Source organism: Bacteroidales bacterium (assembly GCA_029210725.1).
Taxonomy (GTDB): Bacteria; Bacteroidota; Bacteroidia; order Bacteroidales.
In genome coordinates this window covers 86018-112543 of sequence record JARGFM010000001.1, presented here as the reverse complement: position 1 = coordinate 112543, position 26526 = coordinate 86018, and the positions used below count along the sequence as shown (strand labels likewise).

At 49.1% G+C, this 26526-nt stretch carries 16 protein-coding genes; 10 read left to right on the top strand and 6 right to left on the bottom strand.

Annotated features, from left to right (window positions below; translation table 11 throughout):
* The first annotated feature begins 8 nt into the window (after positions 1–8).
* Complete coding sequence (locus P1P86_00460; GenBank protein ID MDF1573650.1) at positions 9–7994, top strand: gliding motility-associated C-terminal domain-containing protein; 7986 nt, start codon at positions 9–11, stop codon at positions 7992–7994.
* A 17-nt stretch (positions 7995–8011) separates the two neighbouring features.
* Positions 8012–8998 carry a type IX secretion system membrane protein PorP/SprF gene (locus P1P86_00455; protein ID MDF1573649.1) on the top strand — a complete coding sequence of 329 codons (987 nt, stop codon included), beginning with the start codon at positions 8012–8014 and terminating at the stop codon, positions 8996–8998.
* On the opposite strand, the gene P1P86_00450 is transcribed toward P1P86_00455, so the two are convergent.
* Complete coding sequence (locus P1P86_00450) at positions 8995–9825, bottom strand: class I SAM-dependent methyltransferase (protein ID MDF1573648.1); 831 nt, start codon at positions 9823–9825, stop codon at positions 8995–8997. The genes P1P86_00455 and P1P86_00450 overlap by 4 nt on opposite strands.
* A 37-nt stretch (positions 9826–9862) precedes the next feature.
* Between P1P86_00450 and P1P86_00445 the strand changes: the two genes are divergently transcribed.
* From P1P86_00445 to P1P86_00430, 4 genes are read left to right on the top strand one after another with little or no spacing between them, the layout of a single operon-like run.
* On the top strand, positions 9863–11143 hold the full coding sequence (locus P1P86_00445) for a glycosyltransferase (GenBank protein MDF1573647.1): 1281 nt from the start codon (positions 9863–9865) through the stop codon (positions 11141–11143).
* Positions 11140–11889, top strand: coding sequence for a glycosyltransferase family 2 protein (locus P1P86_00440; protein ID MDF1573646.1), 750 nt, complete (start codon positions 11140–11142; stop codon positions 11887–11889). The genes P1P86_00445 and P1P86_00440 overlap by 4 nt, the downstream gene beginning before the upstream one ends.
* 11 nt (positions 11890–11900) lie before the next feature.
* Positions 11901–13121: a glycosyltransferase family 4 protein gene (locus P1P86_00435; GenBank protein ID MDF1573645.1), complete on the top strand. Its 1221-nt coding sequence runs from the start codon at positions 11901–11903 to the stop codon at positions 13119–13121.
* A gap of 1 nt (position 13122) precedes the next feature.
* Positions 13123–14619, top strand: coding sequence for a polysaccharide biosynthesis C-terminal domain-containing protein (locus P1P86_00430; protein ID MDF1573644.1), 1497 nt, complete (start codon positions 13123–13125; stop codon positions 14617–14619).
* On the opposite strand, the gene P1P86_00425 is transcribed toward P1P86_00430, so the two are convergent.
* Positions 14616–15335 (bottom strand): hypothetical protein, encoded by a 720-nt coding sequence (locus P1P86_00425; protein MDF1573643.1) that lies wholly within the window; start codon positions 15333–15335, stop codon positions 14616–14618. The genes P1P86_00430 and P1P86_00425 overlap by 4 nt on opposite strands.
* A gap of 75 nt (positions 15336–15410) precedes the next feature.
* On the opposite strand from P1P86_00425, the gene P1P86_00420 reads away from it, so the two are divergent.
* Both P1P86_00420 and P1P86_00415 read left to right on the top strand, forming a co-directional pair.
* Positions 15411–16640 (top strand): glycosyltransferase, encoded by a 1230-nt coding sequence (locus P1P86_00420; protein MDF1573642.1) that lies wholly within the window; start codon positions 15411–15413, stop codon positions 16638–16640.
* Positions 16630–17505, top strand: coding sequence for a hypothetical protein (locus P1P86_00415; protein MDF1573641.1), 876 nt, complete (start codon positions 16630–16632; stop codon positions 17503–17505). Before P1P86_00420 ends, P1P86_00415 begins: the two co-directional genes overlap by 11 nt.
* 10 nt (positions 17506–17515) lie before the next feature.
* On the opposite strand, the gene P1P86_00410 is transcribed toward P1P86_00415, so the two are convergent.
* Genes P1P86_00410 through wecB form a run of 3 tightly spaced genes read right to left on the bottom strand, consistent with a single transcriptional unit; the run spans position 17516 to position 22795 of the window.
* The gene (locus P1P86_00410) at positions 17516–20029 is read right to left on the bottom strand and encodes a YfhO family protein (GenBank protein ID MDF1573640.1); all 2514 of its coding nucleotides are present in this window, start codon (positions 20027–20029) and stop codon (positions 17516–17518) included.
* Positions 20030–20039: 10 nt separating this feature from the next.
* Positions 20040–21596 (bottom strand): glycine--tRNA ligase, encoded by a 1557-nt coding sequence (locus P1P86_00405; protein MDF1573639.1) that lies wholly within the window; start codon positions 21594–21596, stop codon positions 20040–20042.
* A gap of 47 nt (positions 21597–21643) precedes the next feature.
* Complete coding sequence (gene wecB, locus P1P86_00400; GenBank protein MDF1573638.1) at positions 21644–22795, bottom strand: UDP-N-acetylglucosamine 2-epimerase (non-hydrolyzing); 1152 nt, start codon at positions 22793–22795, stop codon at positions 21644–21646.
* A 76-nt stretch (positions 22796–22871) separates the two neighbouring features.
* On the opposite strand from wecB, the gene nadB reads away from it, so the two are divergent.
* Positions 22872–24446 (top strand): L-aspartate oxidase, encoded by a 1575-nt coding sequence (gene nadB / locus P1P86_00395; protein MDF1573637.1) that lies wholly within the window; start codon positions 22872–22874, stop codon positions 24444–24446.
* A gap of 12 nt (positions 24447–24458) precedes the next feature.
* Here nadB and dusB read toward each other — a convergent pair whose 3' ends face one another.
* Positions 24459–25472, bottom strand: coding sequence for a tRNA dihydrouridine synthase DusB (gene dusB / locus P1P86_00390; protein MDF1573636.1), 1014 nt, complete (start codon positions 25470–25472; stop codon positions 24459–24461).
* 79 nt (positions 25473–25551) lie between these two features.
* Here dusB and P1P86_00385 point away from each other — a divergent pair, with 79 nt between their 5' ends.
* Positions 25552–26502 (top strand): CPBP family intramembrane metalloprotease, encoded by a 951-nt coding sequence (locus tag P1P86_00385; protein MDF1573635.1) that lies wholly within the window; start codon positions 25552–25554, stop codon positions 26500–26502.
* Positions 26503–26526: the final 24 nt, after the last annotated feature.

Below are 26526 nucleotides of genomic sequence, written 5' to 3'. Positions count from 1 at the left end.
CCTGGACGGTGACCGATATCCACGGTAACACGAACACATGCACGCAGGATATCACGGTGACCGATGATGAGGCGCCGACATTTACAGTTCCTGCTGATGTGACCATATGCAGGAATCCTGATTGTGCATACGATAGTGATCCCTCAGTTACCGGGGATGTGACTGATGAATGGGATAACTGTTCGATGTCCATCGAAGCAATATATAATGATGACTTCACCAATTTGACCAGTTGCGATAAGGCAGGGTATATTATTCGTACCTGGACTCTGTCAGATGCCAGTGGAAATGAGTTATCTCAAAATCAAATCATTTGGGTGGAGGCAGTACCTGTGGTCGTCCCTCTTACCTCTGATACTATTCAGTGCGACAGTACATTCACCAACATCCAACTTACAAGTCCATCCATATTCACAAGCGGTAATATTACATTTAACTATACGGTCACTGCAAGTGTTGGGGTTACAGGCTATACGTCACCAGTTAGCGCTTTGCCATTGGATCACATCATTGCAGACCAGTTAATAAACCCAACCAATGCGGTACAAACGGTAACTTACAACATTACTCCGATCAATCCCACAACTTGTCCCGATGGTGTTACCCAGGCAGTGACGATCTATGTGAATCCAACTCCCCAGTTCACTGTTAGCTCACCTGATACATTGGTATGCGATGCTTCCTCCGTTGTTCTGGATCTCACAGATGGAATGGGCATGGTTGAAGGAACAAAAGTTTATGAGCTGAGCAGGACGTATGATCCCGCAGATTTAACGGTTATTACGGGTCAGCCTGACGGAGAGTATTACCTTTCCACAGATGATATTAGTGACCAGCTGATTAACAATACCGATCTGGCACAGTCCATAACTTACCATTTTGTAGCCAGGATAAGGGATGACCGGGCAGGAAACAACTTCGGGTACTGTGATCATGGGATTGATACCACCATCACCATCTGGATCAATCCCACACCTAATATTTCTGTGGAGGCCTCCGATAGTGTGCTGTGTAATGGAGAGACGACGGTACTGACGGTGACTAATCCCAACACCTCTGTCAGGGGGAACTGGATCTATTATCTGGAGGTTGATGCCGATCCTCTGATTGGTGGGGCTATTGGAGATCAGTCCGGAGTGACTACCCCTTCCTATACACAAACACTGACCAACAACGATACCGTTGTGCGCAGGGTACAATATCATTTCATTCCAAGGATTGATCCGGTGGATGGCGGGGATGATTGTGAGAATGGAAGGGATACCACCATTGTGATCTGGGTGAATCCCACCCCGGAGGTACGGGTTACGGTCAGCGACACGGTCTTATGCGATGGGGATCCCCTGACACTGCAGTTAAGAAACCCCAATAATCCCATCCTTAGGATTTGGGACGGAACCCTGGAGATCAGTGTGGATCCGGGCATTACCGGGGTAAGTTCAGGGAGCCAGACTTTTGCAGGGGATGCGGTTTATAATTACACCCTGAATAACACCAGCAATGAAGCCCGGAGTGTCAGCTATCGTTTTATTCCGCGTATCAGAGACGATGACGGGGATTGGTGCAATAACGGGATCGATACGACCATTGTGGTCTGGGTCAATCCGGTTCCCGATGTCCTGGTTGAAGTTATGGACACTTTAATCTGTAATGAGGGGTTGGCAGACATCAAGGTAAACAGTCTTAATCCTTATGTACGTGGAGATTGGTTCTACAACCTGGAGGTGTTTCCGGATGCGGAGATCATCGGTGCCCGCCCCGGGGGCATTTACCCTGTCGACAGCATCCAGATCCAGGATCTGCTCACCAATATGGATACGGTTGTCCATAAGGTGATCTATCGGTTTACACCGAGAATCGGGCCTTCTGATTTTGATGGAGATTGTGAAAACGGCCGGGATACTACCGTGACTATTTGGGTGAATCCTACTCCGGAGATCCGGGTAAGTGCAGATTCTGTAATCTGCAGCGAGGGTACTGCCACTATTCAGGTGGACAATCCCAACTTTCCCATACGGGGGAACTGGACCTATGACCTGGTGGTAACGCCCGATCCGGGAATCACAGGGGCCAGCGGGAGCCAGGCAGGGATCACGACCACATTATTTAATGAAACACTGAGTAATAATAGTGTCGAAGCACAAAAAGTGGAGTACCATTTTACTCCCTGGATCTATCCGGATGATTCGGGAGCGGATTGTGGAGGGGGCCGCGATACCACGATTACTGTCTGGGTAAATCCCACACCCCGGATTGAGGTGGAGGCTCCAGATACGGTGCTCTGTAATGATGAAGATGTTCTTTTTGAAGTGAAGATTCCCAATGTCACTGCTCACGGCGAATGGAAATACAATATGACAGTCGATTACGGGGAGCATGTTACAGGCCTGGGGATTGGTGGTGAGTACACGGCCGGCGACCTTAATCTGATGGATCACCTGGTTAATCATGATACCGTCGCGCACAGGATCCCCTATCATTTTACCCCGCGGATTACTCCTGGTAATCTGGGAGCGGATTGTGGTTCCGGGGTTGATACCACCGTCTGGATCTGGGTGAATCCGACTCCGGAAATCCGGGTGAATATCGCCAACACGATGATTTGTAACGAAGACCTTATTAATCTCTTCGTGCGAAATCCGAATATTCCGGTCATGGGGGACTGGAAATATAACCTGACAGTCGTCTATGACTTCGGGATGACGGGAAATGATATCGGGGGTGAATATGATGGGACAGATGTGGTGCTGACCGACCACCTAATCAACCATGACACCATCTTCCACTTTGTAGATTATATTTTTACACCCAGGATTTCCCCCGGTGATCTGGGAATTGATTGTGAAAATGGAATAGACACCACCATCCGTGTATGGGTAAACCCGACTCCCGCCATCCGCGTGTATGCCCAGGATTCCATACTCTGTAACGGTGATTCTGCGAACATTTGGATCAGCAATCCCAATATATTTGTGAACGGAGCCTGGGAGTACAACCTGGTGGTGAATCCCGATCCGCAGATTACCGGAGCCCGATCCGGGGTGGAAGGAATCGCTGATACGCTGCTGATCGATCCTTTGATCAATCATGATACCATTGTTCATAAGGTTGAATACACTTTCACTCCGACTAAAACCCCGGATCCGGATCTTTGTGCAGGTGGAAATGATACAACGATAGTGATCTGGGTGAATCCCACCCCGGAGGTACGGGTTACGGTCAGCGACACGGTCTTATGCGATGGGGATCCCCTGACACTGCAGTTAAGAAACCCCAATAATCCCATCCTTAGGATTTGGGACGGAACCCTGGAGATCAGTGTGGATCCGGGCATTACCGGGGTAAGTTCAGGGAGCCAGACTTTTGCAGGGGATGCGGTTTATAATTACACCCTGAATAACACCAGCAATGAAGCCCGGAGTGTCAGCTATCGTTTTATTCCGCGTATCAGAGACGATGACGGGGATTGGTGCAATAACGGGATCGATACGACCATTGTGGTCTGGGTCAATCCGGTTCCCGATGTCCTGGTTGAAGTTATGGACACTTTAATCTGTAATGAGGGGTTGGCAGACATCAAGGTAAACAGTCTTAATCCTTATGTACGTGGAGATTGGTTCTACAACCTGGAGGTGTTTCCGGATGCGGAGATCATCGGTGCCCGCCCCGGGGGCATTTACCCTGTCGACAGCATCCAGATCCAGGATCTGCTCACCAATATGGATACGGTTGTCCATAAGGTGATCTATCGGTTTACACCGAGAATCGGACCTTCTGATTTTGATGGAGATTGTGAAAACGGCCGGGATACTACCGTGACTATTTGGGTGAATCCCACCCCCCGGATCTTAGTTAGTTTCCCCGATACCATATTCTGTAATAACGATACAGCCGTGATTTCAGTGGAGGATGGACTGGGCCTGGTATATGGGGTGAAGGAGTATACCGTCAGTGCTGTTTATGGCTCAGAGGTGACTGTTATTTCCAGGGCTTCAGGTGCTTCGGAGACCCTGCCTTCGGGCACCCCGATTACCGATATTTATATAAATCATTCCCTGGAGGCCCAGCCGGTGGACTATACCTTTACGGCAAGGATACGGGATACCCGTCCGGGTCATTTTGGGGAGTTTTGCTATAACGGGCCCGTTACGGTAAGGATCTGGATCAATCCGTCACCGGGCATACAGGTGGCTGTTCCGGATACCATTATCTGCGATAACAGCACCGTAGAGATAAATGTCTCTACCAGTCAGGGCAGCATTATGGGAGGAACACTGGTTTATGACCTGGTAGTAAGCTATGATCCGCTTGACGTATCCGGCTCCATTACCCCCGATGGCGAGTTCCTCCCCGATCAGTCCATTTCGGATCTGCTTATCAACAACAGCGTTACGGTTCAGCTGATCAGCTACCACTTTACGGCTAGGATCAGAGATGACAGGCTGGGGCATGAGGGAGGCTTCTGCAACAATGGAAGTGATACCACTGTATATATCTATCTCAACCCTGTTCCAGGACTCGATTATACCCTGCTGGAAGACAGCCTCTGTTATGATGATGGCTTTACCATTCTTACTGATTCACTGGCCTATGCCACCCATCCGCTCTATTTCGAACTGGTGGTTACCAACGACAATGGATTGCTGAATGTGATTGACCCGTCTGCATACGGAGATACGCTTGCGGTTGCCAACAACCTGGATCAGTCAGACGTACTGAATCCGCATACAGGCTATGGCCGGCTTAGTTATAACATCCTTCCATTTATTTCTACCGAAGGATGCATGGGTACCGATACGACCTTCTTCATTGATGTGAATCCGGAGCCCAGGATGACTGCCCAGCTGTCGAGGCCCCAGGATACGGCGGTGTGCTTTGACCAGGGATATCTGATCCTGATGAATGAGAACATTGACAGCACCACGGGCAATTTTATCTATGATCTGAATACTTTTGTCTATAATGAACCCAATGTGGATAATGAAAGATTGAGTGGAGACTATCTTATTGAAAACCTGGATCAGACCACCGTTATAAATAATGGGTATTTTATTGAAGACATCACCTACCGGTATATCCCGGTGATCAGGAACGTGAATGGCCAGGGCAAGGATTGTCCCGGCACCGCCTATGACTCCATCACGGTCCAGGTAGCTCCTGAATTGATTGGTCTCCTGGAGCCTGACACTTCCTATGTGGGTGGTCATGCGGTCCGGTGTTACGGACTGGAAGATGTCCTTCTGCATTCCAATGTCAGGGGTGGGTACAATAGAAATCCTTATGATTTTGACTGGTATACCCTGGGAGGATCTTCCGCGAATATGGTTCCTGATGATTCTATCCAGACAAATATGGGAGAGGGACTGTACTGGTTTGATGTGGTCGATGCCATTGGTTGTGCTTTTGGGGATACCATTACCCTCACCCAGCCCGATACCCTGGTGGCCCCGGCGGTTATTGTCGATGCGACCTGTCTGGCCGATAACAGGAATGATGGTTCCATTGACATTTCTCCCACGGGGGGTATTGAGGGTTATTCATACCAGTGGACCGGGCCCTTCGGATACAACAGTACTGCGGAGGATGTGCTAGCCGGAACTGCCGGTCCCTACCGGCTGACGCTGAATGATACCAACCGTTGCGAGATCAGAGACCTCTTCTGGATTGGTTCGGCTAAATTGATCAGTATTGATACAACAGTCCGGAGGTATGGCAATTACGAGGTCAGCTGTTTCGGAGAGAGCACGGGAGAAATCGTGGTAAATAGTATCTCCGGCGGATTCCCGGGTTATACCCTGATTGTAGAGGATGAGAATACGGGGGCGGAGGTATACAACCAGCCTGTTGCACAGAGCGGCGGGACCTACTCCGCGTTGGTAAGTGGTCTGCCCGCCGGAGAATACAGGTTGTGGGCCTACGACACGGAAAATTGTTATAACATGAATCAGGGCGATATAACCAATGTGCTGTCCGAACCCGATACGATCTCCATCACCCGTCTGGATATTCAGCCAGTATTCGATACTGTGGATATCAGTTGTTTTGGGGCGGACGACGGTTTCATCGATATAGAAGTAAGCGGCGGCCATACGGCCGATTATCCAAATACCTTCCTATGGACCGGTCCCCCGGGCGAAAGCGACCTGGTTCCGGGCGACAGCCTGCAAAGCTCCTTGAGTGGTGGCACTTATAATCTGCTTCTTACCGATCGCTATGGATGTGAACAGACGGCAGAGTATACCCTTTATGAACCTGCGCAAATCTTACTGGAGGTAGATTCTGTCCGGGAACTAAACGGCTGGAACATTACCTGCTTCGGGGACAATGATGGCTTTATTGAGATCTCTTCTTCCGGCGGTATTGAGTCTCATGCTTATCTGTGGAGCCCGGGTCGTTCAACGCTGCCCGATCCCACTCAGCAGGATATTTACGACCTGGTGGCCGATACCTTTCATCTGACTATCACCGATAGTCTGGGGTGTACCCTGAATACGGTCTTTGAACTGATTGAACCCAATCCACTGGGCCTGGATACCGTAATTCCTCGTATCAATGACTGGGAGATCGCCTGCGCGGGAGATTCTACAGGTTCCATCACTCTGATTCCTCTTGGAGGAGCCGATTCGCTGCAAAATACTTACCTGTGGTCGACCGACATCGGGAACCTGGCCGATCCTTTGTCCAGGGACCAGGCAGGCCTTCGAGAAGGGAACTATACGGTACTGGTGACCGATATCAACGGATGTACCTATTTGGAGAGCTATGAACTGCTCGATCCAGATCCCCTTGTGATTGATACTTTCATGGTGGATAGTGCTTTCTGTTTTGGGTCGGCTACCGGAAAGATCGATATGGTCGCCTACGGGGGTGTCGATCCCTTTAACTTCCTGTGGAATAATGGAGAGCTTACGGAAGATATTGACAGTTTGTTGGCTGGTGTATATACCATTGTGATTACCGACGATAACGGTTGCATCCTTATCGATAGCGCAGAGGTCTTTGAAGCGGACCATTTTGGAGTGGAACTGCTTGTGGCCAGCGATTATCACGGGGCAGTTATTTCCTGTACCAACGCCTCAGATGGAATCATTCATGTGGATACCCTGGGTGGAACTCCGCCCTACACCTATTCCTGGAATACGGGGGCCACCACCAGGAACCTGGCGAATGTACCTGCCGGGACCTACCGATTGGTGGTTATTGACCAACATGGCTGTGTCGATTCGGCCCAGGTGGTTCTTGAAGATCCCCTGCCCCTTGATTACTCCATGCAGCTGGAGGATCCTTTATGTTACGGAGATGCAAGCGGACAGATCGAACTGCTGATTACAGGGGGTACCATTTATACCGTGGATGATTACGAAGTGTGGGTGAATGATGTACTGACAGGAAGAGTTACAGGGAATCTTCCGTCGGGAATTCATCAGGTCAGAATCGAGGACCTGAATGATTGCTTCGTGGAGACCGAAGCAGAACTGATAGATCCCGATTCCCTGGAGCTTTCTTTTGATACGGAGGATGCATTCTGCCGGGATAAGCCTGATGGAGAGTTGCGTCTGTATATTGATGGAGGTATCTTCCCCTATGACATATCATGGAATATGGGTCTGCCCGATAATGAGGACTCCTTCAACGAAATATACCCGGGAGAATACATTGCTACCGTGACCGATGCACATGCCTGTGTGATGACCGATACCATTTATATAGGGTATACCCATGAGTCCTGCCTGGTAATTCCCAATGCATTCTCGCCCAACGGGGACGGTTATAATGATCTCTGGATGATCGAGGGACTGGAGCTTTACCCAAGTGCTGAATTGAGGATCTTTGACCGGTGGGGCAGCCGTGTTTATTATTCCCCCAATGCTGCAGATGATCCCTGGGATGGCACATTTGATGGCAGACGCCTGCCCATCGATTCTTACCACTATATCATTCGTCTTGAAAATGGGGAGCCTGCCATTACCGGGAACGTAACCATTGTCAGATAGGAGCGTAATAGAGAGAAATGAGAAGGAGGAGGATTTATATCATATTGCTTCTGACAGCGGGAATGGCAGGTAAGCTTATGGCACAGCAGTTACCCATATTTTCACAATATGTTCTAAATGGATTTGTTGTCAACCCGGCCATGGCCGGATACGATGGTTATACCTCTTTCAATACCACGGCCAGACAGCAATGGCTGGGATTTAATCAGGCTCCGCGGACCTATTCGGCCTCCTGGCAAACGAGGGTTCTCCGGAAGTCCTATAAGATCATCAAACGTCCAGTTAAAAGTGACAACAGGCTTAAGCCCAGCACAAAAGGGCGAGTAGGATTGGGCGCTTATCTGGTCAATGATGTAAATGCAAATGTGGCACGGACGGGAGCTTCCTTCACCTATGCTTATCATATTTTCATGAACAGGCAGCAACTCTCCTTTGGGCTGGCTGCCAAGGCATTTCAATACAGGATCAATAGCGAACAACTCACCTTTGGCGAGGATGGCGACCCGGTGATGGATGGCAACTTCAGAACCGTGGCCTACAGCCCGGATGCCGATTTTGGGGTATTCTTCTGGGATCCTAAGTATTTCGTTGGATTCTCAGTCAGCAACCTTCTGCAGTCCTCTGTGAAGGTGGGGGGCAACGAGATTGCAGATTTTAAGACCTTCAGGCATTACTGGCTGCTGGGAGCATATCGTTTCAGGCTTTCCGATATGCTGGAGCTGGAACCAGGAGCTTTATTAAAGACCTCTGAGAATTGGAATCCTCAGGGGGATTTTACTATGAAGCTGTATTTCGATGAACAATTCTGGGGCGGACTCTCATACCGGACCAATCAAAGCGTGATTCTGCTTCTGGGAGTAAAAGTTGAGAGTCTGTATTTTGGCTATTCCTTTGACTGGGCATTCTCAGAAATCGGGCATTTTAATTACGGGTCCCACGAAGTCACACTTTCCGTTAAACTCGGGGACAATGCCCGCCGCTACAAGTGGTTGAACCGCTATTAAATCTTCCTGATCACATAAAAGATATTGGAAGGGGCTATCCGGTGCCGCTTCTTCAAGGCATGATACCTGACATTCCATCCCAGCAGGGAGGAAAGCAGGCGGTCTGCATGGATATACCAGCTGTAGGTGATCAGGGGCTTTTTGAGCACATTCTTCAGTATTTTTTGAAACTGGTAGGTCATGCTAAGGCAATAGGACCTGGAAATACGCTCTACAGGCTGCTTCTTGAAGAACTCTTCGAAATGAGAAACCGGGATTCCCCGTTCATTGCTGGTCAGTCCGGGCCGGGGCCTGTTCCAGTCGCCCAGGGATATGATGGGTTCTCTGAGGAGGAGGTGTCCCCCTGGCTTCAATACACGAATTAATTCGCCCAGGACAAAAGTCACATTCGGAATATGATGCAGGGTCCCGAAGCAGCTTACCAGGTCAAAGGTATTATCCTCAAATTCCAGGGTGCCCTTTATTTCAGGTTTTATATAGACCGGTTTTAATGATCCAATCTCTTCGCTGCGAAGGTTTTCCGACGGTTCTGCAATCACCAGGTTTTTGATCTTATGAATGACCGGTAAGAACTCATGTCCCCATGCCGCACCCAGCCCCAGTACCTGGTCAAAGCCTGCAATCTTTTTTATGTGCCGGAAACCATGGATGCGGTTCAATGCATGATACTGGTAAGAGTAGTCGGAGATTTCCCTGTTTCCAAGCTCCGCATAAGCTTCCGCTTCCTCCTCGAACCAGCGGGCGATCTGTTCCTGAGAGAAGTCGTCCCCGTATAATTTCCGGCCCGAAAAACTGGCCTCCGTTTCCCTGGTTTTACTGCTGTTCATGGCGTGACAAGTTAATATTATTTGCTTTATTTGCATTGTGAAGAGGAAGATACTCCTTATCAGCAAATCTCCCCGTACAGGAGGAGCTGCCATAGCCTCCCGAAGGTTACTGGAGGCTCTCAGGTCGAAAAATGCGAATGTGAAAATGCTGGTTCAGGAGGGAGCTGATGAGAAGGAGGAGATCTTTTCCACCACCGGCGGACGGATAAAGGAATGGATCAACCTGATCCGCTTTATCTGGGAACGCCTGGTATTCATCAGGAAGGAGAGGTCCAAAAGCATTCGTTTTCTCTTTTCCCTGGCCAACACGGGCGAGAGCCTGATCCGGAACCGGCACGTGACGGAGGCCGATGTGATTCATCTGCACTGGATCAATGCCGGTTTTCTCTCTCTAAGATCCTTGAGCGAACTGCTTCAGACGGGGAAGCCGATGGTCTGGACCTTTCATGATATGTGGCCTTTCACGGGAGGCTGCCATTATGCCCTGGATTGCAAAGAATATACCCGGGAGTGCGGAAGCTGTCCCTATTTGAAAAAACCCGGGAAAGGAGATTTGTCGCATCGTATCTGGAAGAAAAAGGAACGCTTGTTCCGGAATAGTGAGGTGACTGTAATTACCCCCAGCGACTGGCTTCAGGAGTGTGTCCGTGCCAGTTCCCTGCTGCGGCACTGGAAAGTGCTTACGATTCCTAATCCCGTCGATCCCCATTTGTTTGCGCCTGTAGAAAGGAAACAGGCCTGTTTAGCGCTGGGTCTTGATCCTTCCAAAAAGTACATTCTGTTCGGAGCGGCCACCATGAAAAATGTGCTCAAAGGATTCAGTTACTTCCAGGAAGCCATCCGGATACTCGCCGAAGATATGGAAACGGCAGGGGAGGTGGAGATCCTCCTTTTCGGCAAGACCAGGGAGGACGTGGCCCGTACCTTCCCCCTGCCTGCCCGCAATATTGCCTTTGTTCAATCGGTACGTACAATGGTGGAACTATACAGTGCCGCGCATCTTTTTGCGATCCCCTCCCTGCAGGATAATCTCCCAAACACCATTCTGGAATCCATGTTATGCGGAACCCCGGTAGTGGGTTTCCGGACGGGAGGAATCCCTGGAATGATCGCTCACAGGCAAAATGGATACCTGGCCTCCTGCAAATCTTCCGGGGAACTGGCGGAAGGCATAAAGTGGGTCCTTTCCCTGGATACCTATGAACAGCTTTCTGCACAAACCCGCCAGATGACGCTTGAACGCTTTTCCATGGACCGTTCCGTGGAGATGCATCTGGCTTTGTACAGCGATCTGCTGAAACAAAAGGCGGAATCATGAAAAATACTCCCCTTATATCTGTGATTACAGTGGTCTACAACGGAGAGAAGCATATTGGCAGGACCGTGCAGAGTGTGATGGATCAGACCTACAGGCAGATAGAGTACATCATCGTTGATGGGGAATCTACCGATCACACCCTGGAGGTCATTGCCGGATTCAAGGGGGTCGACCGGGTGATCAGCGAACCGGATCAGGGACTCTATGATGCCATGAATAAAGGGTTGAAAGTGGCCTCGGGCGATTATGTCTGGTTTCTGAATGCAGGCGATCAGATCTACCAGAATGATACCGTAGAGAAGATGTTCAGGGGGCTCGATGGCCTGCCCGATATTATTTACGGGGGGACCATGATCATCGATGAGAAGCAGAACGAGATTGGAGACAGACGCTTAAAACCTCCCGGCCGGCTTACCTGGAGATCATTCCGGCAGGGGATGGTGGTCTGTCATCAGTCCATTCTTGTAAAGCGGGAGTTAGCCCCGATGTATAATCTCGACTACCGGTTCTCTGCAGATATCGACTGGGCCATCCGCTCGGTAAGGAGTTCTGCGCGGATTCATAATACCAGCTTGATTCTCTCCAGGTTCCTGGAAGGGGGGCTTACCGAACACCATATAAAAGCAGGACTTAAGGAGCGGTTTAAAATCATGAAGCAGTATTACGGACTGATCCCGACAATTCTGCGGCATTTTATCTTTGGAGTCCGGCTCACAAACTACTATCTGAGACACAGACGAATCTAAATCTTTTCCTATTGATTCAGACAGAAGGCAAGAAGCAAGCGGTCCGTATAGCGATTACCACCTATATCCTGAATATGGGAGGAATCAGCAATTTTATTATCGAACTGGGAAAATTTTTGAAATCGAAGGGCTATGTGGTGTCCGTTATTTGTACCGACCGGAAAGGGAACTGGTACCAGAGAATCGAGCAGGAAGGTCTTCACGGCAAGTATTTTAATTCGGGAATTTACGAGTGGATCCCTTTTGGCAGGATCCTTTTCGCCCGCAGGATCGGAGCTTATATGAGAAAGCAGTCTTTTGATTTTATCATCAACAATCATAGTTTCTATATACATGCTGCTGCTGGATATTTTTACGACCTTAGCCGGATCATTCATGTGGTTCACAATCAGCTCGAACAAATGGTGGAACGTGAATCTGATCCGCTCTCGGACAAAGTGGTTGGGGTGAGCCCCCGCATTGAGGAGCTGGCCGGCCGCTATCTTCCCGCAAAAGTGCTTACCTGCATTCTGAATGGGATTTCCTTGCCGGAAGAAGCGGCAAAGCCATACGATAACTGCAGCGACAGACCCGGGGATATTCTTTTTGTGGGTCGCATTGACAACAGGCAAAAGGCCGTTTTTATGATTCCGGATATCCTCGGCAGACTGCTGCTCAGGCATAAAGGGGTCAGGCTGACCGTAGTGGGCGAGGGGCCCGATCTGGACAAACTCAGGCAGCTTACAGCCAGAAGATCACTGACAGAGCATATCAGGTTCACAGGGCGGGTAGCTCCGGCCGGAGTAGAGGATTATTACAGGGAGCATAAGATTCTTCTGTTGCCTTCAAATTTTGAAGGACATCCCCTCACTTTAATGGAGGCCATGGCCCATGCTTGCGTTCCTGTCTCCTCTCTTTTGCCCCAGTGTACCGACATATGCATCGAGCAGGGAAGTTCGGGATACCTTGTTGAGCCGGGTAAGGCAGATGAATTTGCTCAGCGTATCGCAGAGCTGCTCGGAAGCCCCGATCTTTTAAATTTGCAGAGTAAAAATGCAGCGAAAAGGGCCCGTGATCATTTCTCCAGTTCCCTTTCTCACGGAAAATACCTGGAATTGATCCAGTCTTTTGAAGGTAGGGAAATGAAGCGGAACAAAACCACGTTAATTAACAGAAAGTATTTGAGCTGGAAAGAGATGGTCCCTTTTCGAGGGGTCCTGTTTTTTAAACGAATAATATTGAAAGCATTTTAGGATGGGGATAGTGATCAGGCAAAGCATCAAGGCTTCGGTGGTCAGTTATGCCGGGGCAGTTATCGGAATGGTCTCCACCATTTTTATCTATCCCTATTTTCTTAGTCCTGAATTAATAGGCCTGAACCGCATGTTAACAGACTCGGCCTTTCTATTTGCCTTTATTGCACAAATCGGAATTCCCAATGCGATTATCCGCTTCAGTCCCCAGCTAAAGAAAATGGGAATGCTCCGGGAGGCCTACCGCTACGCCTTACTTTTGCCATTGATCAGTATCGTTTTTTTCGGGACTCTTGTTTTCCTGGGGAAGGATTACCTGCAGGGCTTTTTTACGGAGAACTCCCCCCTTTACAGCAGGTTTTTTCTTTTGATTATTCCCTTCGGACTGGTCTGTGTGTATATGGGAATAATTGAGAACTTTGCTGTTTCTTATTACAGGATTACCATTCCGAAGCTCATCCGGGATATCATTTTAAGGGTTTTCCTGATCGCTTCAGCCATTCTTTTTTTCCACCTCCGCTTATCTGTGGATCTGTACGTATTGCTTGTTATCGCTTCCTATGCCCTGGCCGTATTTATACTCTTCTCTTATTTCAAGCGTTTGCAGCGGATCCTGATGCCCGGGGAGCAGGGTTCCGGGGTGTCGAGAGAGATCCGGCGGGCCATTTTCCCCTATATGGGTTTTATGCTCCTGGCTGGAATAGGATCCAACATTGTTACCAAGGTGGATGCTTTTATGATCTCGTCAATGATTGGTCTGGGAAGCACGGGGATTTATACCATCAGCTATTTTATGACCTCCATGATTGAGATTCCTTCAAGGGCTACCCTGCAGATAAGCTCCCCCTTTGTCTCCGAGAGCCTGGAGGAAAATGATCTTCCCAGGCTTAAGAATCTGTATGTACGCTACTCAGCCAATCAGGCCATTATAGGAGGACTCCTGCTGGTGCTGCTCTGGGCCAACATTAACAGCATCTTTATTCTGATGCCCAATGGTGAGATCTACGAGGCCGGGAAGTATGTGGTTCTCTTTGTCGGCCTGGGGAAACTGATTGACGTGTCCACCGGTATCAATAATCTGATCCTGATTTATTCGAAGTATCACCGTTCCCTGATTCTTTTTGTGCTAATTCTGGGTGTTGTAACGGTAAGCGGGAATTATATCCTGATCCCCATCCTGGGAATCACCGGAGCGGCCATTGCCTCTCTCACTTCCTACTTTATCATCAATTCCGTGGTTATTCTGTTTATCAGATACAAATTGGGAATCCAGCCATTTACGCTTAAAAGCCTCTGGATATTCCTGCTTATATCCCTGTCCTTCCTGATTAATTTCCTGCTTCCAACCCTCGGACACTGGTTCCTTGATTCACTTTACAGAAGCCTGGTCCTCCTGGGAGTTTTTGTTGGATGCACCTACTACCTCATGCTTTCGGATGACCTGAATTCACTGGTGAAAAGAGCCTTAAGCAGTATGGGAAGGGGACTGAGATCTTAAGAAAAGCGGGCAATCATACTGAGATTATCCAGAAGTGCAGGTCTGAGCCTGTAGATCGTTTTTGTTATGAAGCTGTACCAGACCATCTTATAGTCCAGCAGAAAGCTGAACTCTTCCACCTTAAGTCCGGCCTGCGTACAGACCTTTGCCAGAGTATAAGGAGTATACCAGAACCTGTGATCTGAATTGATCACCTCCTTGTTGCGGAACACCTTTTTAATATTTACCCAGCGGAAACCATTGGGAACGGTGATCAGCACCTTATCGATCACATGGCCATATTTCAGGCTGATTTGTGACAGGAACTGTACCGGATTATCGATATGCTCCATAAGCTCTCCCAGAATCAGAAAATCCCATTTTTGATCCAGAATAACCGGAGATGCTTTATCTGCGATCATGTCATGGGCCAGGCAGTCTTCAAACCCGATTTTTTTCATGTAGTTGATGCCTTCCGCGTTTATATCTATGCCCAGACAGCGATCAGCTTTTTCATCCAGCAGCTTATGTAACCAGGTATTACTGGCCATCTTTTGATCCACGAGGGGAAGGTGGTCCACACACCCCAGGTGTATGATCTTTTTTCCTTCAGCCATGCCGGTCAGGTAGTCTATCCTTGATTTCGGCTTCGAGGAAGGAGTAGAAATCTTAACATGGAGACTACCGATAAAAGCTTTATCATTCAGGTAGGGGTAAATATGCGGTTCAAACTTCATATTCTTATTCTGTAACTCGTGAACAAAGGTATAAAACTCGATTATTTATTATACTTGCACTAGTAATTTAATCCAATGAAGGTTACATTCCTGTTTAGTGGGCTCCCACACTATTTGATCGCACTTTTAAACCGGCTGGTAAGTGTGCATGGGATGGAGGTAAGTGTCATTGTTCCCGGGAAGCGAGGCTTATCCCTGGGGGAGGGTGTCAAGCTGGGCGATGAAGAGGAGCCCTGTCTATTCTCGGTCAGGCAACTGGAGGAATATCGCGGGAAGTTCAGGAAACCCTATTTCAGGAAGCTGCATAGCACACTGGAGGAGCTTTTACCGGATATTGTGGTCATGGGCTGGCCCTATATCGTCAATTATTCCTTCGATTCCGGATCGAGGAAAGTGGTCAGGGCAAATAACATTTCACTGGTTTTCCGGGAGATTCCTTTTATGGTGGCCCCCAAAAACAGGTCCATTTGCTATTACAGGAAGAATCCCATTGTGAATGAAAACCTGGAGGTCGAAAATCCGGTGGGACTGAGGTTTTATCCCTGGGCTTTCGGATTAAACCTGATGCGGATCAGATACTACAGGCAGGTTGATGCAACCATGATTTATGCCAGCCATGGATTTGTAATTCAGGAGAGTTATGGGATCGACCGGAAGAATATATTCCTGACCTATAATTCTCCCGATACAGAGAAGATAGCCAATATTCGTCAACGATTGACCGGAGAGGGGGTGACGGTATCAAATCCCAAAAGAATCCTGCATCTGGGTCGCCTTGTGAAATGGAAACGGGTCGATCTGCTGATTGAAGCAACAGCCAAACTCTCCCCCGGGCATGACACCCTGGAACTGTGTATTATTGGAGAGGGTCCGGAGGAGACCTATTTGAAACAACTGGTGGAGCGAAAAGCTCTTAAAGACAGAGTAAAATTCCTGGGAAGCATCTATGATCCGGAGGACCTGGGCAGGGAAATCCTCTCCTCTGCCATCTATGTTCTTGCAGGAATGGGCGGATTATCCATCAATGAAGCCATGGCCTTTGGTAAACCGGTAGTCTGCTCCAGGTGCGACGGAACTGAAAAAGACCTGGTAAACGACGGGATGAACGGTCTTTACTTTAAAGAAGGAGATGCTGATGACCTGGCCTCAAAAATAGAAATCTTACTTGAAGATCCGGAGAAAACCCGGGCCATGGGAGCGCAGTCTTTATCCATCATTGAGGAGAAGATCAATCTGGACAAGGTTACCCGGCGCTTTGCAGATTGCTTCGAGTTTCTGAAGAAAAAAGAAAATCATGGGATTTGATAGTAATGGAGTGAAACTCCTCCTTCATGCCAGACAGCTGGATGTGAACTTCCGGAAAGTCCTGACCATCGGGAGGCAAATGCTTTTTCTGAATCAAAAGGAGTTAAACGATATGCTTCTCCAGGCCGGACTTATGGATGTTTATAAAAGGGCCCCTTTCCCGGCAGATAGTCATGCAGAACCATTTCTCGGCTTGCTGGGTGCGGAGGTCACGGATTCCCTGGATGCATCGGCTTACGAAGGGGCGACCCTCATTCATGACCTGAACGTGTCCCTGCCGGAAGAGCTATTGTCCAGGTATACACTGGTGATCGATGGCGGAAGCCTGGAGCATGTATTCAACTTTCCATCCGCCATTAAAAGTTGCATGAACCTGATCGAAAAGGATGGGTATTACATAGGAATTACGCCTGCTAATAATTTTTTGGGTCATGGCTTCTATCAATTCAGTCCGGAGCTCTATTACAGAATCTTTAGCGAGTCGAATGGATTTGAGATAAGAAAAATGTACCTGTATCGCGATCGTAAAGGGGCATCCATCTACGAAGTACTTGATCCCCTCGTCCTGCGGCAGCGGGTTATCATGGCAAACTCTGAAGCCTCCTATCTGTTTGTGATTGCACAAAAACGAAAAGAGAAAGAGCTGTTCAAGATAGTAGCGCAACAAAGTGATTATGAGCATATTGTATGGGAGGGAAATGCGGCCGGCTTTCCTCCCTCGGGTGAGGGGCGGCAGCCGAACTCCAAAACAGGAAAGTTAATGCGGCAAATGGTAAATCTGTACAACAGGCACATGCGGGATATGGGAGACAGCAATCCGCAGTTTGTCAGAAAGATTCAAATTGATCTATCTGCTGATAAATAAACAGACTGGCTCAGTCCTTCCGCGAGTAAATATAGAACCCGGCACCCCCGAGCAGCAATAACAATACCAGCAAGGATCCCACCAGGGAGATCTTTTCCCCTTTTTCGAATGGTTCGAACACAAAGTTGAATTCCACTTCATGCTCACCAGCTTCTACCGGCAGGGCCCGCAGTATATAATTGGCCCTTAAGAGAGGAGCCGGTTCCCCATCAATGCTGGCCTGCCAGCCGCCTTCATAATAAATATCGGAGAAGACCACCAGCGACTCTTGTTCCAGCGATACCTGGTAGGTCATCCGGTTTGGCTGGTAAGCAGTGAGCTCCACGGTGCCGGTAGCTTCATTCTGACCGAAATCGGCGGGCAAAAGCTCCTCAAACCTTCGGTCTACCACCGCCACCCTGGTGAGGTCGGTGTTTTCCAATGCCAGGTACTCCTCATCCGGGTTATTCACCAGCTCCACCTCGTTCACCAGCCAGGCATGACCCATGGCGTGCGGATTCCTGAGGGGCTGGGAAGAGGGATTCAGAATAAAGTATTTGGTATTTAACATATTCAAAACCTGTTGGGCGGCCAGAACAGAATCCACCTGCATGTGAGAGGGTTGTTGATTTAAAACCCCGATTATATTCTGCAGTCCCCGCGAAAGATAGAGATCAATCAGATCCTGGTACCTTCTCATTTTTATGCCATGATAGCCCCCGATGGATTTGTGGTGATAGGAGGTCGTGCCATCCTGCCAGGGGGAGACGGTCAGGTTGGCCACCCTGAAATGAATATCCGGATCCTGGAGAATGAACTCATCGGCCGGTGTGGGGGCCAGGGTATTGGCCTGCTGCCTTTTTGAGACGAAATTGTCCCTGTTCAGGAAGCGGTGATCGATTAACCAGAGATCGAGGGTGATCAGGACCGCAAGTCCGGCCAGGAACCAGGCCAGCTTCAGCTTCTTGCTGGCAAAGTACCAGGTCAGCACAAAGGCCATGGCGATCAAAACAAAGCTGCGGATGGCATCGTGCCTGAAAAGATAGATTCTTGCGGCCTCCAGTTCATCCATAAACTGTCTGAACTGGCCCGCATATTGAAGGTCGGCACCCTGCAGCTGCTGGTTGAATATCAGCTGTTCCCGTTCCGAGAAAAAGCTAAATATACCCGGGAACAGGAAAAAGAGCAGAGAGAGGCCTCCTGTGAAGCCGAAGGCGAGCAATAGCTGTTTTCTCTTCTCCAGGATCAGATCAGGATTCATTATGATCCGGTCTATGGCCAGAAAGGCCAGAAGCGGGATATTAAAGCAGACAATGACCAGGGTCATCTCCACGGTCCTGAATTTGTTGTAGAAAGGCACGTGATCCAGGAAAAAGTGGGACAGCCCCGGTAAATGAGAGCCCCAGGCCAGCATAATGGAGAGCAGGCTGCTGATAATGATCCACCAGCGCATGGGGCCATGGATCAGGAAGAGTCCCAGGACAAAGAAGAATACCACAATGGCGCCTGAATAATTGGAGCCTGCTGTGGATGCTTTGGGCCCCCAGTACTGGTTCTGTCCGGCCACGGTCTCCCTGAACTGGGGACTCACTTTCTCCATGGCTTTTTCATTTTCTCCCATGGCGGCTGTTTTCCCGCCGGTCATATACGGGATCATCAGAGAAAAAGTCTCTACCTTGCCATAGCTCCAGCTCAGGGCATAATCACTGTCCAGTCCGGAGGTCTGGTTCTCCCGGTTCAGGCTTAGTTCAGGCTTGCCCCTGATACTCTGTTTGGAAATCTCGTAATTGATCCAGAGACTCGAAAAGTTTGGAAGCAAGGCCAGCACGGCAGCCACAAGAAGTACTGCTGAGGCAGTCAGGTATTTTTTGAGCTGCTTTTCAAGAATGGCATATATCCCCTTCGAGAGAATAATGATCAATGACAGAAGCAGGAGGTAATAGGTGATCTGCAGGTGGTTATAATACAATTGAATGCCCAGTCCCAGAAGGAAAAGGAGTCCCCCGCCCAAATACTTTCCCCGGTAGGCAAGCAGGATCCCCGCCACTACAGGTGCCATAAATGCAATGGCATAAGCTTTGTTAATATGGCCGGGCTGAAGGATGATCAGGTTATAGGAGGACAGGGCGAAAGCAATGGCTCCGATGGCACTCAGCCAGGGAGAGAGGCGCAGGGTAAGCAGCAGAATATAAAAACAGAGAAGGTAAGCAAACAGGATGGCAATGGGATTGTTCGATCCGGCTCCCAGGCGCAAAACTCTGGCCATCTCCCTGAAAACGGTGGTTTTTGCTCCGGTGGGACCCACGTGAAAAGCGGGCATGCCCGAAAACTGAGAGTTTGTCCACTGCGAAGATTCCCCGGTCTCTTCTTCAAAATTCTCCAGCTCCTGCCGGACCCCTTCAAACTGGGTCATATCGTGCTGGGAAAGCACCTTTCCATCCAGCACGGGACTCATATAAGCGAGGGCCAGGGCCAGAAAACCAAGCAGAATAATTAAATGAGTCCGGGAGAATGTTTTAAGAGAAACAATCAGCGCTTCTTTCATATCCTGAGTTTTAGGCAGTAATGCTTTCAAAGAGTGTTCTCATACTCACTTTTTCATGAATGATTCCATGAAGCTCCGGCCACGGGATTCGGTCCTGCTCCATGGTATCTCTGTAACGGATGGTGACTGTATCGTCCTCCAGGGTTTGATGATCTATGGTGATACAAAAGGGGGTTCCGATGGCGTCCTGCCTCCGGTATCTTTTCCCGATGGAGTCTTTTTCCTCGTACTGGCAGTTGAAATCAAATTTTAGCTGGTCGATGATCTTCCTGGCTTTTTCCGGCAAACCGTCCTTCCTGGTCAGCGGGAAGACCGCCAGTTTGACCGGGGCAAGAGCCGGAGGCAGTTTTAGTACTACCCTTGAATCGGTTGATCCGTCCTCTTTGATCAGTTGCTCTTCGGTATAGGCCGCAGAGATGATCTGCAGGAACATGCGATCGACCCCAATGGATGTTTCAACCACGTAGGGCACATAATTCTTATTGGTATCCGGATCAAAGTATTGCAGTTTTTTCCCGGAGTACTCCTGGTGACTGCCCAGGTCAAAATCGGTACGGGAATGGATCCCTTCCACTTCTTTAAAACCAAAGGGAAACTCAAATTCGATGTCTGTGGCTGCATTGGCATAATGGGCCAGCTTATCGTGATCGTGGAAGCGGTATTTGTTTTCACCGAATCCCAGGGCGCGGTGCCATTTCATCCGGATCTCCTTCCAGGTATTGAACCATTCCAGTTCCGTTCCCGGGGGGACAAAGAACTGCATCTCCATTTGTTCAAATTCACGCATCCGGAAGATGAATTGCCTGGCCACAATTTCATTCCGGAAGGCTTTCCCGATCTGGGCGATTCCAAAAGGGATTTTCATCCTGCCCGACTTTTGTACGTTCAGGTAGTTAACAAAAATACCCTGGGCTGTTTCGGGGCGCAAATAGATTTTGTTCGAACTCTCGGAAGTCGAGCCCATTTCGGTCGAGAACATCAGGTTGAATTGCCTTACATCCGTCCAGTTGCGCGATCCCGAAAACGGGCAGACAATCTCTTCGTCCAAAATGATCTGCTTGAGCTCATTCAGATCGGAGCTGTTCAGCGCTTCCACGAAACGGCTGTGCAGCTTATCCAGCTTCTCCTGGCTGGCCAGCACCCTGGGATGGGTGCTCTTGAACTGAGCTTCGTCAAAAGAATCCCCAAAACGCTTTTTTGCCTTTTGAACTTCCTTATTGATCTTCTCCTCGTATTTGGCCATCTGCTCCTCGATCAGCACATCGGCCCGGTAGCGTTTCTTGGAGTCTTTGTTATCGATCAGGGGATCGTTGAACGCATCCACGTGCCCCGAAGCTTTCCAGGTGGTGGGGTGCATAAAAATGGCGGAATCGAGCCCCACCACATTTTCGTGCAGAAGGACCATGGAGTCCCACCAGTATTTCTTGATGTTATTTTTAAGTTCAACTCCATACTGCCCGTAGTCGTATACTGCAGCCAATCCGTCATATATCTCACTGGATGGGAAAACATATCCATACTCCTTGCAGTGCGCAACCAATTTCTTAAAGAGATCTTCCTGGGCCATCTTCGTGTTCTTTTATGAAAGCACAAAAGTAATTGAATTTTGTAAGATTACTGCCAGTTGGCCGTGGTGAGCACTTTCAATATCTGCCTGGCAGCCTTTCCGTCTCCAAAAATGGGCGGATAGGCCCCGGGTTCAGCCTCCAGGAACATTTTTGCCGATTGGATGATCTTATCCGTATCCGGGCCGGTGAGAACTCCTTTCCCGGCCTCAACAATTTCGACCCATTCCGTCTCCTTCCGCAATACCACAACCGGTTTCTCCATGAACCAGGCCTCTTTCTGTACCCCGCCCGAATCGGTCAGGATCAGTTTTGCTCCCGCCTCCAGACGGATCATATCGAGAAAAGAGACAGCCGGTAACAGTCTGATCAGTCTGTTAGAACTGATAAACTCCATACGCTCCTGCATATGCTCCTGCTGGAGGATGGCTGCCGTGCGCGGATGAAGGGGAAGGACAATGGGGATGTTTTTCTCCTTTGAAATCTCATCCATGGCGCGGAAAATGCCAGCCAGGTTCTCCGGGATATCGGTATTAGAAGGCCGGTGGATGGTGGCAAGAATATAATTTTGATTGTCCAGTCCCAGGTTTTTTAGGATAGGGGACTTATCCATGGCAAGTTCCCTGAAGAAGAGGGTATTGTCGTACATCACATCTCCGCTGTGATAAACCCCCGGATGGTCGGATGAAAGAGATTGGTTCTGATGGTGCATTATCCCCTCTTTTGCCAGGTTTTCTATTCCGGTGAGGGTGGGAGAGAAAAGAAAAGTACTCATATGATCGCAGGCGATCCGGTTGATTTCTTCGGGCATTCTTTTGTTGAAAGAACGCAGCCCCGCCTCGATATGGATGACAGGAATATGCAGCTTGGCAGCGGCCAGTGCCCCGGCCAGGGTTGAATTGGTATCTCCGTAAACCACCAGGCCATCGGGTTTTTCTTTCAGAAGAACCTCCTCTATGCCCCCGATCATTTGTCCCGTCTGTGAACCGTGACCGGCCGATCCGATTCCCAGGTTATAATCCGGGGAAGGGATGTGCATCTCGCGGAAGAAGACTTCGGACAGGGCATCGTCGTAATGCTGACCCGTATGCAGGATCACTTCATGGATCTGGTCCTTAAACCCCTCGTGCATGGCCCTGCTCAGTGCTGCGGCCTTAATAATCTGGGGCCTGGCTCCGATTATCGTAAGTAATTTTATCATGTATTCAAAAATAGCTGATTTAAATGATTCTCTGCAGGTTTTCCTATATTTGTCAGGTATTTTGAGGGTATATTCCATGAAGAAAAAATATGATTTTCTGGTTATTGGTTCGGGGCTCGGGGGACTAAGTTTTGCTCTGAAGGCTGCAAATCACGGTTTGGTTTGTCTGATTACCAAGGCGGATCTGGAAGAGACCAACACCCGCTATGCCCAGGGAGGTATTGCTGCCGTTACCTATGAGCCCGACAGCCATGAGAAACATGTGCAGGATACCCTGATCGCAGGAGACTATCTTTGCAATGAGGAGGTAGTCAGGATGGTGGTCAGGGAGGCCCCTGATCAGATCCGCGAGCTCATCCAGTGGGGTGCCAAATTTGACAAGCAATCCAGTGGTAAATATGACCTGGCTCGTGAGGGAGGGCATTCTGAACACCGGATCCTGCATCACAAAGATAATACCGGACAGGAAATACAGCGTGCCCTTTCGGTTCAGGTTCGGAGACATCCCAATATTGACCTGCTGGAAAAGCACTTTGCTGTCGATCTGATTACCCAGCACCATCTGGGGAAGCTGGTTAAGCGTCATATGACCGATATAGAGTGCTACGGCGCATATGTGCTGAATCTGGAGACCCATAAGGTTTTGAGAATTCTTTCACGAAGTACTTTACTCGCATCCGGCGGAGCCGGCAACCTCTACTACACCACTACCAATCCTCTGGTCGCAACCGGCGACGGTGTGTCCATGGTATACCGGGCCAAGGGAATTGTAGATAATATGGAATTTGTGCAATTCCATCCCACATCCCTCTACAATCCCGGGGAGTCACCTTCCTACCTGATTACAGAAGCTATGCGCGGATATGGGGGGATTCTTAAGAATCAACTGGGAGATAAATTTATGAAAAAGTACGATCCCAGAGGCAGTCTGGCCCCCAGGGATGTGGTTGCCAGGGCTATCGATAACGAGATGAAGGTACACGGTCACGATTTTGTCTACCTCGATAACACACATCTGGATGCCAGGGCATTGAAGGAGCACTTCCCTAATATCACGGAAAAGTGCAGATCCCTGGGTATAGATATTGCCAAGGAGAAGATTCCGGTGGTTCCTGCGGCTCATTACATGTGTGGAGGGGTAAAAGTGGATATGGACGGGCAGACCTCGATCAAAAAACTGTATGCTGTCGGGGAAGTCTCTTCCACCGGGCTACACGGGGCTAACCGGCTCGCCTCTAATTCATTGATTGAGGCCATTGTTTATGCCGAACGGGCCGTGAAGCATGCAGTGAAACACTTTTCATCCTGTCAGGTTCCCGGTCAGATTCCTCCGTGGGACGACAGAGGCACCACCCATCCGGAGGAGATGGTACTGATCACACAAAACCTGAAAGAGGTCAAACAGATTATGACCAATTATGTGGGCATCGTCAGGTCCGATCTGCGGCTGGAAAGGGCTGCGGTCAGGTTGGCAATCATTTACCGGGAGACAGAAGAGCTCTATAAAAAATCCAAGGTTTCCCTGAGGATCTGTCAGCTGCGGAACCTGATCAATGTGGGTTACCTGGTCATTAAGATGGCTCAGGCCCGCAAAGAGAGCAGGGGCCTGCACTATAACCTGGACTATCCCAGGCACAGTGAGCAGGAGTGATAACACGGCCCATCAGCGATCCCAGAATCCTCCACTAATTTCCGGCCGCTCTTCTCCATAGAGTTCCCTGATTTGCTCCAGCAATGCCAGGATTTCATCCACATCCAGAGAGGTCAGCAGCTTAATGCGCATCTCCTTAAAATGGGGGAGCCCTTTGAAATAGTTGGAAAAGTGTCTGCGCATTTCATAGATTCCAACAGGTCCCTCTTTAAACTCCAGCGATTTTTCGAATTGCATCCTGGCCATATCCACTTTCTCGGCAACGGTGGGTTCGGGCAGCAACTGACCCGTTTTCAGGTATTGTTTTATGTGTCTGAATAACCAGGGCTTTCCAACCGCTGCCCGTCCGATCATAATCCCATCCACCCCATAACGATCAAAGGCCTCTTTGGCCTCCAGAGGATTGGATATATCGCCGTTGCCGATGACAGGAATCTGCATCCGGGGATTTTGTTTTACTTCTCCGATTAAGGTCCAGTCGGCTCTTCCCTGGTACATCTGAGCCCGGGTGCGACCGTGAATGGTAAGAGCAGTGATGCCCTGATCCTGCAGCTGTTCGGCCACTTCCTTTATGATTTTATGCTGATCGTCCCACCCCAGCCGGGTCTTTACGGTTACCGGAACCGGGGAAGCCTTTACGATGGCCCGGGTCATTTTCATCATCAGGGGAATATTGGAAAGCATCCCGGCACCTGCTCCCCGGTTGGCTATCTTCCGGACCGGACAACCAAAGTTGATATCTAAAATATCGGGCCCGGCCGCAACTGCCCGGTGAGTGGCTTCCACCATCGATTCCACCACATGGCCATAAAGCTGGATCCCCATGGGTCGTTCATAATCGAAAATATCCAGCTTCTTTACACTTTTTGCACCGTCTCTGATCAGACCATCCGAAGAGATAAATTCCGTGTACATCACGTCGGCTCCGGATTTCTTACACAAGTATCTGAACGAAGGATCGGTGATGTCCTCCATGGGTGCCAGGAAGACAGGCAGGTCGCCAAGATCAAGATTTCCGATGCGCATGGTGTAAAACTATAGTAGGAACTGAACGGGCAATTTGCTTTCTTTGTGCCTTCATTTCGTCGCAAAATTACAAAAAATCATGCCCAAGAGAGCATTACTTGCCGGTTTGAGACCTGCCGAGAAATTCCTCTTCTCCGTAGTGATGCTTTTTATCCTCGGATTGGGCTTTCAATTCCTGGGAGCATTTCTGGCTGCCTGGATATACGGGTTCAGCATATCAGAGGTTCTGGCCCTGGGGACCTATGATAATCCCGACTATGTGTCAGCATCCAAATTAATTCAGATACTGGGATCTGTGGGAACATTCATTCTGCCGGCATTTCTCTTCTCCTATCTGTTTGAAGGGGACCTCTTTTCCTACTACCAGTTCAGAAACCAGACAGGAATGGTGCCCATGTTACTGGTCATCTTAATGATGGTCTCGGTGATCCCTTTTATCAACTACCTGGCCGAGATTAACCTGAAAATGGAAATTCCCATCCGGGCGATTGACCGTTTACTCCGCAGCCTGGAGAATACCGCGGAAGAAATGATGGTGGCCTTCACGGCAACGAAAAGTTTTGTGGGCCTTCTGGTGAACCTTTGTATGATCGCGGTCATAGCGGCCGTTGGAGAGGAGCTGATATTCAGGGGATTGTTACAAAGGTTGATGATCGATATGCTCAGGAATGTTCACCTGGCCATCCTTGTTACGGCTGTGTTTTTCAGTGCGTTTCACTTTCAGTTCTTCACATTCCTGCCCAGGTTTGTGCTGGGGGTGATTCTGGGTTATCTGATGTTTTACGGGCGATCCATCTGGTATCCCATCCTGGCTCATTTTGTAAACAATGCCATGGGGGTGATTTATTACTATTTTAATTCCAGGGGAAGTGCCGATGATATGCTGGAGGAAATTGGCACCAGTACCCTGATACCGGTGGCAGCTGTAATCAGTCTGGCACTATTTCTAACGGGCGGGGTACTCTGGTTTATCCAGGTAAAAAAGTATGCTATCCGATATCCTCAACCTGTTGAGTCTGAAAAAGACTAGTGTCATGTCAACTTGAATATGTCT